The organism is Cloacibacterium caeni (assembly GCF_907163105.1).
Taxonomy (GTDB): Bacteria; Bacteroidota; Bacteroidia; order Flavobacteriales; family Weeksellaceae; genus Cloacibacterium; species Cloacibacterium caeni_A.
In genome coordinates this window covers 2,571,711-2,586,522 of record NZ_OU015321.1, presented here as the reverse complement: position 1 = coordinate 2,586,522, position 14,812 = coordinate 2,571,711, and the positions used below count along the sequence as shown (strand labels likewise).

Sequence of the window (14,812 nt, the reverse complement as noted above, 5' to 3'; positions counted from 1 at the left end):
ATAATAAAGTAAATGCAGGGTGTAAAAAAACCATTTCCTGTAGCTATCTCAACAATATACAAATATATAATTTTTTTAATCGTTAGGTAAACTATTACTTTATTAATTCTATTATTCCACGAAAAAAATTAAATTTGTTATCAAATAATTTGCTGATGCAGAAAATCTCTGATAAACTCCTGATAAATGTATTGCTACCAATAGTCCTTCTAACGACGGTATTCTATGGCTTTAATTCTGCGTATTTTCCTTACTCAACATTAGAAAAACTACCAGATTACTACTACAGCAACGTTTACAATTTTAGATTTATCTCCAGAGATGCTTTGGTTTGGTTTTTTGAACAATTTAATGCCGTTTTCACGAGTCTAAATCCTACTCTAAAAGAATACGCATCACAGTACGGAACTCCCTTTTATCACAGTTTTTTCCTTTTCAATGCTTTTTTTCTTGTGCTCACTTCATGGTGCTTGAATGAGCTTTTCGCACTAAAAACATTTGCTAAAACTTCAGAAGTGGTCAAAATTATAATTCACACCTTTATTTTATTGTTGATTTCTATTACTAGCTACGTTTTAACACCTTATGACAGTCCTGCATTATTTTTATTTGCAATTACCGTATTTTTCACACTGAAATATTTCGAAGAAAGAAAACCAAAACAACTCATTTTTATTTCAGCACTCATTTTTATTTCTACCTTAAATAGAGAAACTTCTAGCTTGAATATCGCTTTTTTAGGTGCATTATTTTTAGATAAAGAAATATTGAAAAAAGAAAAATTACAGAAATTCACCAGAATCATTGCATTACCCGTTTTTGCTTTTTTGTTGGCTTATATTTCGGTGAGAATTTTCATGAAAACAGACGAAGCAACCGTAAGTGAAGGTATTTATTTGGTACAAAATCTTACCAAACCCAATAATATTTTAGGCATCCTATTCTTCATTATTTTCATCAGATGGTGTCAAAAAATAAGTAGCTCACAACAAAACATTGGCAAAATATCAGCATTCTTGCTTCTTTGTTCGCCTTATTTATTAATGATTTTAATGGTGGGTATTTTGTGGGAAATCAGGCTTTTCATTCCCATCATTATCGGAATGATTTTGCTCTCTCAAATGAATTTTGAGGAAGAAATTTAAACAATTTTTCTAATTAATTTTTCAAAACCGAAGAAATACAGCAAGTAATACACTTGTTTTTTCAGAGGAAGCGAAAGCAAATAGTTTTTCCCGAATCTTTGATATTTCAAAATTTCAAAAGTTGAAATTTTTCTTTCCTTAATGAACTTTTTCAATTCCGAAGACATTTTTTGGTACACCTCATCCTCTTTTACAAAAGCGAGATACGCCAAAAAAGTATAAACACCTTCTAAAATTTGAAAGTTTTTCAGTTCTGTTTTCTTGTTGGAATATTCCGAATTTTCAAATGCAAATTCTACATTTTTCACGGCCTTTAAAATATCCAAACCTCTTTCTGTATGAGATTTTGAGATAGAATTACTTCTTTCTAAATATTGATAATGAAACGCATCTGTTTTTGCCAAAGTTTTACATTGAAGCAGAATATGAGGAATCAATTCGATATCCTCGAAATGCATTCCTTTTTGAAATCTTTTCCCTTCAAAAAGTTCTCGTTTGAAAATTTTATTACAAGCAAAATAAGAAATATCCGAAAACACCGAAAAATACTTTTCCAAGTCTATTTTTTCAGGTAAATTGGGAATTTGTGTGAGTTTTTGAGTCACGATTCCGTTTTCGTCAACTTTCTGAAGATTACAAATTACAATTTCGGCTTCGTGTTTTTTTGCTAAACCATACATTTCTTCCATCATTGTTACCGAAACATAATCATCTGAATCTACAAAAGCGATAAACTTTCCTATTGCTCTCTCTATTCCAAAATTTCGCGCATCACTTAAACCGCCATTTTTATTTGTAAAAGCTTTTATTTTTTGTGGAAATTTACTTTGAAAAACTTCTATAATTTTTTGAGAATTATCCGTACTTCCGTCATTGATGACTAGAATTTCTATTTCCTGCAAATTCTGATTCACCAGAGAATATAAACATTTCTCCAGGTAATTTTCTACATTATAAACCGGAACGATTACAGATATTTTCATAATTATATTTTTTCTCGCTGATTTTACAGATTAAGCAGATAAATACGTTTTAAAAAATCAGCCAAATCAGCTCAATCTGCGAGAAATTCTTAAACTCTTAGAAGTCTCTCACTCAAAACTCCATTCTTCGCCAAATCATATTCGTATTGTGAACAGGGAAGACATTTTTGGATATTTTCATCACTTCCGAAATACCACAATCCTGTGAAACTGTCTCTTTTGAAAGCAAATTCTTGATCGTCTATCAACACCCAAAAAGTATCGTAATGACGTTCTTTCGGATGTGTCTTTTGAATATCTATTCCTTCCAACAAATACCAAAGCATTTGCGCCAACAATTGATGATTCAAGATATTTTCTGCATCTGCATTGAAATTAAAAATTCCTGCCATTTTAAGGTTTTCGCCTAAGCCAATTTCTTTCATCACAGCACAAATTTCCCTTCTGTTCAAGCCATTAATCTGCGGATTTACCGAAAAAGGTTCGGCAAAACTTTCCACCGCATCACAATTCAGCGTAACCAAATCTGCTCTTCGGAAAAAAGGCTCTATTCTATCGGTATTTCGCATCATTTCGGCCAATCTTATCACATCAAACTCTACACTTTTCATCAATTTCACCGCATCTATTTCGTTCAAATGCTTCTGATAACCAAGATGATGATAATCTTTCAAACTCAATAATTTAGAATTGAAAATTTTCTGCAAAAAGTTTTGTTCTGAAATTTCGTCGCCTTCATTGGAAAGGTCAATTTTATTATTAATCTGAGTATATCTGATGTTTTTTTGATGAAAATTAAGCGCATGAATCATTGCAATAGACAAATCATTTCCGCCACCTACAACAATCGGAACCGTATTTTTGTACAAACACGACGAAAGAATTTCCTGCAAAATATAGTGCGTATCTTGAAGCGATTTCCCTGAAATAAGGTCTCCCAAATCACAAATCGGGATTTCAAAATCAAATTTCGAAAGTTTGTAAAATTCTTCTCTTACTGTATCAAAATTTTTGGCAACCGCATTTCCTTTTCCGCCTCTGTAATCGCTACAGAAAACCAACAAAATCCCGTTTTCTGGAATTTCATTGGTTATAACACTTCCTAATTGCCAAGGTTGAGTTTCTATTTTTTTTGGTGAGATGATAATGTCTTCTATGTTCATTTTTTTGAGGTTCGAGTTTGAAGCTATTTTAAATATTCTAAAAGGTCTTCTATGTTTTTATTCATTTTAGGGTTAAAATCATTGCCAAAAGTTTTAAAAACTTTACCATTAAAAAAGTAATAATGATTAGTTGAAATGTTTTTTAACATTCTATTTTCATTAATAAATTCTTTTACCACAACTTTAATTAAATTTTTATTTTGAAAATAGCAATCTAATGTTTCATATTTATTTTTCAAACTCTCTTCTTTCAGAATTCGCTTAATTTCATTATCATTTTTGAAAATTTGCACTCCAAAACCGCCAACATTTATATCGTAAGAAATATCTTTTATTTCTCCGTCAACGATAGTTTCTTTTAAATTTTTATCATTAAAAATTTCATTACAATAGTTATCAATTTCTAAAGCAGTTTGTATATGATTTTGCGAAAAAATAAAATTTGATATAAATAAAAAGAAAACTAATATTTTTTTCATTGATTTTTCCTTTCCTACAAACTTACAAAATAAGTTCTTCACCTAAAAATTTAAGTTTTGGCTAAAGCCAAATAGTTTCTCCACAAAAAAAGCGGACTAAAGTCCGCTCCTATTGATAATATTTTATAAAAATCTTTGCGCTCTTTGCGAAAAACCTTTGCGACATTGCGTGAAACAAAATTATTTCTTCTTCGCTGCAGGTTTTTTAGCAACTGTTTTCTTTGCCGCAGGTTTTTTCTTTTCAGAAAAAGCTGTTTTATCTTGGTCGGTAATCCATTTTTTTACTTCATCCAGAGAAACGGTTTTCAATTCTTCTGCTTCAAATTTACTTCCATCTTCTTTTTTAGGAATTTTGAACATTCCTTTTCCGAATTTAATAAAAGGACCCCATCTTCCGTTTTCAATAGAAATTTTTTCTTTTTCCCATTGCTGAATATAACGATTTGCTTCTTTCTCTAATTTTGCAGAAATGAGTTCTTCTATGTCTCCTTGAGTAAGATTGTCAAAATCATATTTCTTCGGAACATTTACATATAAATCTTTGTATTTTACAAATGGCCCAAATCTTCCCGTTCCTTTCGTTACAGGTTCACCTTTATAAGTGGCAATTGGCGCATCTGCTTCTATTTTTTCTTTGATAAAATTTTCTGCAACCTCTTGAGTTACCGAAAAAGGATCTGTTCCTCTTCCAATAGAAATAAATGCATCTCCCCATTTTACATAAGGCCCGAATCTTCCTACGCCAACAGAAACTGGTTTTCCTTGGAATTCATTTAAATCAAAAGGAATTTTAAATAATTCTAGCGCTTCTTCAAAACTGATGGTATTGATATTTTGCGTTGGCAAAAGTGAAGCGTAAGTTGGTTTCTCTTCATCATCATTTTCCCCAATTTGAATCATCGCACCATATCTTCCCATTCTGGCGTATACATTTTTGCCAGATTTAGGATCTACACCTAATAATCTCTCACCAGTAGCTCTGTCTGCATTTTCTTCTACATCTTCAATTTTCGGGTGGAAATTATCATAAAAACTTTTCAAACTTTCTTTCCATTTTTCTGAACCATTGGCAATATCGTCAAAATCTTGCTCTACTTTTGCAGTAAAACCATAATCTAAAATTTCATTGAAATTATTGATTAAGAATTCATTCACCACTTCGCCAATATCTGTAGGAACGAATTTATTTTTATCTCCGCCAAATTTCTCCGTCAAAACTTCTTTTTTCAGTCCAGATTTTCCTAAAGAAAGTTTTACAATTTCTCTTTCTTGTGGAAGAATTTCTCTTTTATCTACATATCCTCTATTCTGAATCGTCTGAATCGTTGGTGCATAAGTAGAAGGTCTACCAATTCCCAATTCTTCTAATTTTCTTACCAAAGCAGCTTCCGTATATCTTGCTGCTGGTTTAGTAAATTTTTCGGTAGCCGTAATTTTTTTATAGCTTAAAACTTCGCCTACATTTACTTTTGGCAATAGTTTTTCGTTGCTTTCCTCATCATCTTCTTCAGTTTTTGAAATTCCATAGACTTTTAGGAAACCATCGAAAACAATTACTTCACCTTGCGCTTCGAAATGACTTGGCAAAGCAGAATTCCCGATTTCAATTACGGTTTTTTCAATTTTTGCATTTGCCATCTGAGAAGCTAGAGTTCTCTTATAAATGAGTTGATATAATTTATTGAGTTGTGCATCACCAATGGTTTTCACCCCAAAATCAGTCGGACGAATTGCTTCGTGCGCTTCTTGAGCAGATGCAGATTTCGTAGTGTAATTTCTTGGCGAAGAATATTCTGCCCCAAATTCTTTTTCGATGAAATCTTTAGCAGCGCTAATTGCATCTTGAGATAGATTTACGGAGTCTGTTCTCATATAAGTAATGTACCCTTCTTCGTAGAGACGCTGTGCAATTCTCATGGTAGAAGTTACATTGTATCCTAATCTATTAGACGCTTCCTGCTGCAATGTAGAAGTGGTAAAAGGTGCAGAAGCAGAACGAGAACCTGGTTTAGTTTCTACGTTTAAAACTTTAAATTCTACATTTTGAGATTTTTCTAAAAATGCTTCCGCTTCGTTTTCTTTAGTGAAATCTTTTTTCAGTTTTGCAGAAATATCTTGTTTTTCAGCATTCGAGAAAACTCCTTCTACTTTATATGATGAAGTTGGTTTAAAATTTCTAATTTCTTGTTCTCTTTCTACCACCAATCTCACTGCAACCGATTGAACTCTACCAGCTGAAAGTCCTGTTTTCACTTTTTTCCAAAGTACTGGCGACATTTCAAAACCTACAATTCTGTCGAGAACCCTTCTTGCTTGTTGAGCATTTACGAGATTTTGGTCAATTTTTCTTGGGTTTTCAATCGCTTTTAGGATTGCATTTTTGGTAATTTCGTGGAAAACAATACGTTTGGTATTTTCTTCTTTGAGTTTTAATTCTTGTGCTAAATGCCAAGCAATAGCTTCTCCTTCACGGTCTTCATCGGAAGCCAACCAAACGATTTCCGCTTTTTTCACCGCTGCTTTCAGTTCAGTTACCAATTTCTTTTTATCCGCAGAAACTTCGTAATCTGGCGTGAAGGTTTTAAGGTCTATTCCCATTCCTTTTTTGGGTAAATCTCGGATATGACCGAAGCTAGATTTCACTTCGAAATCTTTCCCGAGATACTTCTGAATGGTCTTCGCTTTTGCTGGTGACTCTACGATGACTAGATTTTTTGACATGCACAAAATTTTTGCAAAAGTAGAAACTTTTTTTTAAACAATCGTTTTTAACAATTTTCTTACGGTTATCTTTTCGTCAAATAAAGTATTTTATCTTTGTTTCATTCATTTTTTCTATAATAAGAAGTTGGTTTTTCTTGGCATTTAATTTGATGAAATCCTGTTAATCATTTATTTTTGCACTATCAAAATATGAAAACCACATTATCTACTTTTACAAAAATTCAAAAAATGAATTGCTGTTGTTCTTTTAAAACAAAAGAGGACCGATTAGATGATGTAACGTTTTAAAATACAAATGTCTCCATATATCACTGAGTCCTCGAAATGAGGACTTTTTTTATTTAATCATTTAAAATTTTATTCATGCCTACAGAAAATAAAATAAGATTAACCGCCTTTTTGGTTTTTATTCTCACCATCATTTATATCAAAACCAATTTCATTTTCATTCCTTTTTTCTTACTTATAGATTTTGCAATAAGAGGATTTGGATTTGGAAAATGGAGCATTTTAGGATTAATTGCCGAAAGATTAGTAAGCATTCTTAAATTAGAACAAAAACCAATCTATTTCCCACCGAAACAATTTGCAGCACAAGTAGGTTTTATTTTTTCATTGACATTATTGGTTTTTAATCTTCTCGAAATCAACAGTCTTATTGTAAGCGGAATTTTACTAATTTGCGCAGGTCTAGAAGCGTTTTTCAATTTCTGTGTAGGATGTTATGTGTACAATGCTTATTATCACATCAAAAATAAATAGCATTTATTTAACATTTTCAAAAGGTACAACTGCACTAAATTCTACTATTTTTGTAGGATCCAAATCTTATTTTATTGAAAAACTTCATTCAAAATTCCATTAAAAGTCAGAAAGTATTCTATCGATATTTTCGCAGGAAAGGTATTAAGAGACTTTTCAAAGAAAATATCTTAGAAAGTGATGGAGACAACAAAAGTAAAGCACTTTCTATCGCCTTAGGAATTTTTATTGGAGTTTCTCCTTTTTGGGGATTTCATACCGTTTTAGCGCTTTCATTGGCAACAGTTTTTAAGCTAAATAAGTTTCTTACATTTGTATTTTCTCAAATCAGTTTAGCGCCTTTTATTCCCTTTATTATAGGGATTTCTATGTTTTTCGGTTCTTTTTTCGTGGAAGGGAAAACCAATTTTTCTCATCAAGAATTGAATTTAGAAATGGTAAAACACAACTTGTTACAATATGTAGTGGGAAGTTTTATTTTCGCCACTTTGTTAGCGATTAGTTTTGGTTTTACATTTTTCTATTTATTGAATCTTTTCCGAAAAGAAAGTACGTCTTAACTCACTTAAAACCAATATTTTTAACCAAAAATTAATAAAAAATCCACGAAAATTCATTATATTCGCACACTTAAATTTTAACAGTAGAAACCGAGATATAATGAAGAAGTTCACAGAATACAAGCAACTTAACCTAAATGCTGTAGCAGAAAACGTTGCCAATTTTTGGAAAACCAATCAAACCTTTAAAAAATCCGTAGAAACACGCGAAGGAAAACCTGAATACGTTTTTTACGAAGGACCGCCTTCTGCAAACGGAATGCCGGGAATTCACCATGTAATGGCGAGAGCTTTAAAGGATATTTTTTGCCGTTATCAAACGCAAAACGGAAAGCAAGTTTTCCGTAAAGCTGGTTGGGATACACACGGATTACCTGTAGAATTAGGCGTAGAAAAAGAACTCGGGATTACCAAAGAAGACATCGGTAAAAAAATTACCGTTGAAGAATATAACCAAGCGTGTAGAAACGCAGTAATGCGTTATACAGACGTTTGGAATGACCTTACCGAAAAAATTGGGTATTGGGTAGATTTAGACAATCCATACATTACCTACGAACCCAAATACATGGAAACAGTTTGGTGGTTGCTAAAACAATTGTACAACAAAGATTTATTGTACAAAGGTTACACCATTCAGCCATATTCTCCAAAAGCAGGAACTGGACTTTCGTCTCACGAACTGAACCAACCAGGAACGTACAGAGATGTTTCTGACACTACGGTTGTCGCTCAGTTTTCTGTAAAAAATCTTTCTGAAAAGGCATCAAAAAAAATCTCGAATCTCGAATCTCAAATCTCAAATCTAAGTATTCTTGCTTGGACGACAACTCCTTGGACTTTACCTTCTAACACTGCTCTTGCAGTTGGTAGAGATATAGAATATGTTTTGGTGAAAACCTTCAATCAATATACTTTTGAGCCGATTAATATTATTTTGGCTCGTCCGTTATTGGAAAAACAATTCGGGAAGAAATTTATAGAAGGAACTGATGAAGATTTCACAAATTATACCGCTGAAAGTAAAACCATACCTTACCAAGTTTTAGCAGAAATTACTGGTGAAGATTTAGCAGGAACTACATACGAACAACTCATTCCTTGGTTTTTACCCGCGGAAAACGCCGAAAAAGCATTCCGTGTAATTATCGGAGATTTTGTAACCACAGAAGACGGAACGGGAATTGTTCACATTGCGCCAACTTTCGGGGCAGATGATAACAGAGTTGCACAGGAAAATGGAATTCCGCCAATGTTGGTAAAAGATGAAAATGATAATTTAGTTCCGTTGGTTGACTTAACTGGTAGATTTTTAAAAGGCGAAAACGTTCCTGAACTTTTCAGCGGAAAATACATTAAAAACGAATATTACGATGAAGGAACTGCTCCTGAAAAATCTTGGGATGTAGAACTCGCGATTTTGTTAAAAACCGAAAACAAAGCCTTCAAAGTAGAAAAATATGTTCACAGTTATCCGCATTGTTGGAGAACTGACAAACCAGTCTTGTATTATCCTTTGGATTCTTGGTTTGTAAAAATGACTTCCGTGAGAAATCGTTTGGTAGAACTCAATGAAACCATCAATTGGAAGCCAAAATCAACTGGTGAAGGTAGATTTGCAAATTGGTTAGAAAATGTAAACGATTGGAATCTTTCTCGTTCAAGATATTGGGGAATTCCTTTGCCAATATGGAGAAGTGAAGACCTGAAAGAACAAAAAGTAATCGGTTCTGTAGAAGAATTGGTGAATGAAATTCAAAAATCTATAGATGCAGGTTTTATGACCGAAAATCCTTTCAAAGATTTTGAAGTAGGAAATATGTCTGCCGAAAACTATGCAAAAATAGATTTACACAAAAATATTGTTGATGCCATCACTTTGGTTTCAGATAGCGGAAAACCAATGAAACGTGAATCTGATTTGATAGATGTTTGGTTTGATTCTGGTTCTATGCCTTATGCACAATTGCATTATCCTTTCGAAAACAAAGAAATGATAGACAGCGGAAAAGCTTTTCCGGCAGATTTTATTGCAGAAGGAGTTGACCAAACTAGAGGTTGGTTTTACACACTTCACGCAATTGGAACTACGGTTTTTGATTCTATCGCTTATAAAAATGTAATGTCTAACGGTTTAGTTCTTGACAAAAACGGACAAAAAATGTCTAAACGTCTCGGAAACGCTATTGACCCTTTTGAAACTTTACAAAAATACGGTCCTGATGCAACGCGTTGGTACATGATTTCTAACGCCAATCCTTGGGAAAATTTAAAATTTGACTTAGAAGGAATTGATGAAGTTCGTAGAAAATTCTTCGGAACGCTTTACAACACGTATTCTTTCTTTAGTTTGTATGCGAATGTTGATGGATTTAATTATTCTGAAAAAGAAGTAGAAAATCGTCCTGAAATTGATAGATGGATTCTTTCAGAATTAAATCTTTTGGTGAAAGATGTTACAGAATTCTATGAAGATTACGAACCAACGAAAGTAGCAAGAGCGATTAATAATTTCGTGAATGATAATTTAAGTAACTGGTATGTAAGACTTTGCAGAAGACGTTTCTGGAAAGGTGATTACAGCGAAGACAAGATTTCTGCTTACCAAACTTTATATACTTGTTTAGAAACTGTCGCGAAAATTTCAGCTCCAATTGCTCCGTTCTTTATGGATCAATTGTACCAAGATTTGAACGCGGTTACAGGAAAAGATGCAGCAGAATCTGTTCACTTAACCGATTTCCCGAAAGTGAATGAAAGTTTAATCGACCAAAATTTAGTAGAAAAAACGCATTTGGCTCAAACCATCACTTCTATGGTATTCTCTTTGAGAAAGAAAGAAAACGTGAAAGTTCGTCAACCACTTCAAAAAGTGATGATTCCTATTCTAGACAAGAAAACGGAAGAGCAGATTTTAGCCGTTTCAGAACTCATTAAACAAGAAGTGAATGTAAAAGAATTACAATTGATTAATGCAGAAGAAGCAAGTCATTTAATTGTAAAACAAATTAAGCCGAATTTCAAATCTTTAGGTCAAAGACTAGGAAAAGATATGAAAACGGTTGCAGGTGAAATTACTAATATGACTTCGGAGCAAATTTCCACCATTGAAAAAGAAGGAAAAATGACCATCGCAGGTTACGAAATCGGTTTAGAAGATGTAGAAATTTCCACGAAAGATATCCCAGGTTGGACAGTAGCTAGTGAAGGAAAAACAACGGTAGCGCTTGATTTAACCATTACAGATGAATTAAAATCTGAAGGAATTGCAAGAGAATTCATCAATAGAGTTCAGAATTTAAGAAAAGACAAAGATTTCGACCTAACAGACAGAATTTCAATCAGTTTAGAAGAAAACTGTCCGTTTAGAAAAGAACTTACTAACAATGAACAATATATTTGTACAGAAGTATTGTCAGATAAAATAGAATTTGTAATTTCACTCGCAAATTTTGAAGAAATCGAAATTGACGAAGTTAAATTTAATGTTAATATTGAAAAAATATAACAAAGATGGCAGAAGAAAGAGTAAGATATAGTGACGCTGAGTTACAAGAATTTAAGAAAATCATACAAGACAAAATAGCAAAGGCTGAAAAAGATTTAGCTCTTATTAACGAAAGTTTCATCAATGACCAAAATAATGGTACAGATGACACTTCTCCTACCTTCAAAGCTTTCGAAGAAGGTGCTGAAACACTAAGCAAAGAGCAAAATTCTATTTTGGCTGGAAGACAAGAAAAATTCATTCGTGATCTAAAACACGCTTTAATAAGAATTGAAAATAAAACGTACGGCGTTTGTAGAGTGACTGGCAAATTAATCCCAAAAGAAAGATTAATGGCGGTTCCTCATGCTACATTAAGCATTGAAGCGAAAAATATGCAAAGATAAATTTGTACTTTGTACAACGTATAATGTGCAATGTATAATGTGTTTTGAAAAAGATTCATTGTACTTTGTGCATTTTATATTTTTATACCATCAACTATGGAACTTTTATTTCTAGTCCTTGCCATTGCAGTCATTTTTATTTTTTTCATTAGAAAAGACATCAAAGAAAAAATAAATCCTGACAAAACTAAAAACTACACCATAGACGATAAATATAACGCTGCTAAACGCGAAAGAGAAAAAGAAATAGACCAACTCTTAAGCAAAATGGGAGAAAACGGAATTGCAGATTTAAGCGAAAAAGACCGAAAAAGATTAGAAGAATTATCTAAAAAATAAATCAATAAGCGTTATCAAATTGTAAAGTTTTAACGCTTTTAAATAAACCAAAAAATGGAATCACTTATCGTTCACCTAAAAAATCAAATGGAACTCAATGCACTGAAAAGTGTAATGAAAGAAATGGGAATTAAATATGAAAAATTTCACACCAGAAATAATAAAACAAACCCTTTTGTAGAAAAGAAAATTTCAGCTAAAAAAGCGGTAAAAGCCACTAAAAACTTTAAAGAAAAACCAAAACCAGGATTATAATGAAAAAAATCGTACTTGTTACTTTTATCGTTTTATTAATCGACCAACTGTCTAAAATTTACGTAAAAACTCATTTTAATCTCAATGAAAGCATTGAAGTTTTCGGGCAAGATTGGTGGAGATTTACTTTCGTAGAAAACCCTGGAATGGCTTATGGTTTGCAATTTGGTGGTTTACTTGGCAAATATGCACTTGTGATCATCAGAATTTTCTTAATTGGAGGAATGATTTACCTTTTTAGAAAATGGCTTAAAGAAGGCGCTTCTAATTATTTATTAATCCCGATGTCTATGATTTTTGCAGGAGCCATCGGAAACTTGATTGACGGAATGTTCTATGGATTAATTTTCGATTCTGGAATGGTTTATGACTCAACGATTGATAGATGGATTGGTTATGACGGGATTTCTCAATTTACAGAATTCGGGAAAGGCTATTCACATTTCATGAAAGGTTGTGTAGTAGATATGTTCCATTTTCCGATGTTCTCATTCAATCTTTTTGGTAAGCATTTCGAGTTTTTCAGTTACATCTTTAATGTAGCCGATTCTGCCATCACCATCGGCGCTATTTTCTTACTTATTTTCAAGAGGAAAGCATTTCCAAATGGATTTGAACTGTAAAGACTAAATCTTTTTTAACATATAAACTTCAAGAAATTTCTTGAAGTTTTTTCTTTTCCGTAAATTTGTAACTCTTAATCTTAACCTTTACCTCAACCTAAAAATATGTCAAGAATTTTAACCGGAATACAAGCAACAGGAACTCCACATTTAGGAAATCTTTTGGGAGCCATCATTCCTGCTATAGAATTATCTAAAAAATCTGAAAACGAATCGTTTTTGTTTATCGCAAACATGCATTCTTTGACGCAAATTAAAAATGCAGAAGAACTGAGACAAAACACCTACGAAATCGCAGCAGCGTGGTTAGCTTGTGGTTTAGACACCGAAAAAACCTATTTCTACAGACAAAGTGATATTCCTGAAGTTTGTGAACTTTCTTGGTATTTATCTTGCTTCTTTCCTTTTTCTAGATTGCAATTAGCGCATTCTTTCAAAGATAAAGCAGACCGTTTAGAAGATGTAAATGCAGGACTTTTCACCTATCCTATGTTGATGGCGGCAGATATTTTGTTGTATGATGCAGAAATCGTTCCTGTAGGAAAAGACCAGTTACAGCATTTGGAAATGGCGAGAGATGTAGGTGCGAGATTCAACAATCAGATGGGAGAAATTTTCGTACTTCCACAAGCTGAATTGCAAGAAAACACGAAATATGTTCCAGGAATTGATGGTCATAAAATGTCTAAATCTAGAGGAAATATCATCAATATTTTCCTTCCAGAAAAGCAATTAAAAAAACAAGTGATGGCTATCGAAACAGATTCTACCCCGCTAGAAGAACCGAAAAATCCTGACACTTGTAAAGTTTTTGCCATTTATTCTTTACTCGCAAATGAAACGCAAATCGCAGAAATGCGTGCTAAATATTTGGCAGGAAATTACGGTTATGGTCATGCTAAAACAGAATTATTCAATCTGATTCTTGAAAATTTCAAAACAGAAAGAGAAAAATTCGAATATTACATGAACAATCTTTCTGAACTGGACGCTAAATTGCAAGAAGGCGCAGAAAAAACCAGAAAAATTGCCGCAGAAACTTTAAAAAGAGTAAGATTAAGCTTAGGAATGTAATTTCTAATGAAATCATAAATTAAAAAACCTTTCAGAAGTCTGAAAGGTTTTTGTTTTATAAATAGTTTTTAATTTCTTCCAAATTTTGAATGGTTTTCAGACCTTCTTCGGTTTTATTTTCTTTAAGCGCATCAAAGAAAATAATGTCTAAACCAAAATTCTGAGCACCTTTTACATCTGCCACCCAATCATCGCCAATAAATATTGACTCAGATTTTTCAGCATTGGCTAAATTCAAGGAATATTCGAAAATTCTTTCGTCTGGCTTCATGGCATGAGCATCTTCAGCGCTCGTCACGGTTTCGAAATATTTTTTAAGTCCAGATTTTTCTACTTTTCTGTTCGTTACTTCATGGAAACCATTAGAAACTACGTGAAGTTGATACCCTTTCTCTTTTAAATATTCTAAAACTTCGATGGTTTGCGGAATCAATTCATTGAAATTGATGATTTCGTCTAAGAAATGTTTCTCGAAATATTGCGCTAATTCTTCATTATCTATCCCGAAATGTAGAAAAGTATCATAAAATCTATGCTTTCTTAAGAAATCTTTATCTATAATTCCGTCTCTTATTTTCACCCATAAATCTTCATTAATTTCATCATATTTAGCATGAAATTCGTGAAAAAGGATGTTATACTTGTTTGAAATTTCTTTTCTTTGGAACAATTCTTCTAAGGTAAGAACTGCATTTTTACGGTGATCCCAAAGTGTATTATCGAGGTCAAAAAAAATGTGCCTTATGTTTTTCATAGGGCACAAATTTAAGTAAAATAAGCGGTTTATTTAATTTTTAGAAATGATAAATTT

General features: G+C 32.6%; 14 protein-coding genes. 9 read left to right on the top strand and 5 right to left on the bottom strand.

Annotation, left to right across the window (positions count from 1 at the left end):
* Positions 1 to 155 precede the first annotated feature (155 nt).
* Complete coding sequence (locus tag KKQ76_RS12065; protein WP_213197341.1) at positions 156 to 1,145, top strand: glycosyltransferase family 39 protein; 990 nt, start codon at positions 156 to 158, stop codon at positions 1,143 to 1,145.
* Here KKQ76_RS12065 and KKQ76_RS12060 read toward each other — a convergent pair.
* The 4 genes from KKQ76_RS12060 to topA all read right to left on the bottom strand — a co-directional run bounded on the left by KKQ76_RS12060 (position 1,142) and on the right by topA (position 6,491).
* Positions 1,142 to 2,131: a glycosyltransferase family 2 protein gene (locus KKQ76_RS12060; RefSeq protein ID WP_213197537.1), complete on the bottom strand. Its 990-nt coding sequence runs from the start codon at positions 2,129 to 2,131 to the stop codon at positions 1,142 to 1,144. The two genes, KKQ76_RS12065 and KKQ76_RS12060, sit on opposite strands and share 4 nt — an antisense overlap.
* A gap of 86 nt (positions 2,132 to 2,217) precedes the next feature.
* Positions 2,218 to 3,291, bottom strand: coding sequence for an arginase family protein (locus tag KKQ76_RS12055; RefSeq protein WP_213197340.1), 1,074 nt, complete (start codon positions 3,289 to 3,291; stop codon positions 2,218 to 2,220).
* Between the two features lie 23 nt (positions 3,292 to 3,314).
* A complete protein-coding gene (locus KKQ76_RS12050) occupies positions 3,315 to 3,770 on the bottom strand; it encodes a hypothetical protein (protein ID WP_213197339.1) in 456 nt (151 codons plus the stop codon).
* Between the two features lie 180 nt (positions 3,771 to 3,950).
* Positions 3,951 to 6,491, bottom strand: a complete 2,541-nt coding sequence (gene topA / locus KKQ76_RS12045; protein WP_213197338.1) for a type I DNA topoisomerase — start codon at positions 6,489 to 6,491, stop codon at positions 3,951 to 3,953.
* Between the two features lie 366 nt (positions 6,492 to 6,857).
* Between topA and KKQ76_RS12040 the strand changes: the two genes are divergently transcribed.
* From KKQ76_RS12040 to trpS, 8 genes are all read left to right on the top strand, one after another.
* Positions 6,858 to 7,256, top strand: a complete 399-nt coding sequence (locus KKQ76_RS12040) for a DUF4395 domain-containing protein (protein WP_213197337.1) — start codon at positions 6,858 to 6,860, stop codon at positions 7,254 to 7,256.
* Between the two features lie 74 nt (positions 7,257 to 7,330).
* The gene (locus KKQ76_RS12035) at positions 7,331 to 7,816 is read left to right on the top strand and encodes a DUF2062 domain-containing protein (RefSeq protein WP_213197336.1); all 486 of its coding nucleotides are present in this window, start codon (positions 7,331 to 7,333) and stop codon (positions 7,814 to 7,816) included.
* Between the two features lie 100 nt (positions 7,817 to 7,916).
* Positions 7,917 to 11,324, top strand: a complete 3,408-nt coding sequence (ileS, locus tag KKQ76_RS12030; RefSeq protein ID WP_213197335.1) for an isoleucine--tRNA ligase — start codon at positions 7,917 to 7,919, stop codon at positions 11,322 to 11,324.
* Between the two features lie 5 nt (positions 11,325 to 11,329).
* A complete protein-coding gene (locus KKQ76_RS12025) occupies positions 11,330 to 11,710 on the top strand; it encodes a TraR/DksA family transcriptional regulator (protein WP_069800237.1) in 381 nt (126 codons plus the stop codon).
* Between the two features lie 96 nt (positions 11,711 to 11,806).
* Entirely contained in the window at positions 11,807 to 12,049 is a 243-nt protein-coding gene (locus KKQ76_RS12020) for a DUF6576 domain-containing protein (protein WP_213197334.1), read from the top strand.
* A gap of 54 nt (positions 12,050 to 12,103) precedes the next feature.
* Complete coding sequence (locus tag KKQ76_RS12015) at positions 12,104 to 12,304, top strand: DUF2683 family protein (protein ID WP_213190439.1); 201 nt, start codon at positions 12,104 to 12,106, stop codon at positions 12,302 to 12,304.
* Complete coding sequence (locus KKQ76_RS12010; protein WP_069800243.1) at positions 12,304 to 12,927, top strand: lipoprotein signal peptidase; 624 nt, start codon at positions 12,304 to 12,306, stop codon at positions 12,925 to 12,927. The genes KKQ76_RS12015 and KKQ76_RS12010 overlap by 1 nt, the downstream gene beginning before the upstream one ends.
* A 105-nt stretch (positions 12,928 to 13,032) precedes the next feature.
* Positions 13,033 to 14,001 carry a tryptophan--tRNA ligase gene (gene trpS / locus KKQ76_RS12005; RefSeq protein ID WP_213197333.1) on the top strand — a complete coding sequence of 323 codons (969 nt, stop codon included), beginning with the start codon at positions 13,033 to 13,035 and terminating at the stop codon, positions 13,999 to 14,001.
* A 55-nt stretch (positions 14,002 to 14,056) separates the two neighbouring features.
* On the opposite strand, the gene KKQ76_RS12000 is transcribed toward trpS, so the two are convergent.
* The gene (locus KKQ76_RS12000) at positions 14,057 to 14,755 is read right to left on the bottom strand and encodes a YjjG family noncanonical pyrimidine nucleotidase (protein ID WP_213197332.1); all 699 of its coding nucleotides are present in this window, start codon (positions 14,753 to 14,755) and stop codon (positions 14,057 to 14,059) included.
* Between the last annotated feature and the right edge of the window lie 57 nt (positions 14,756 to 14,812).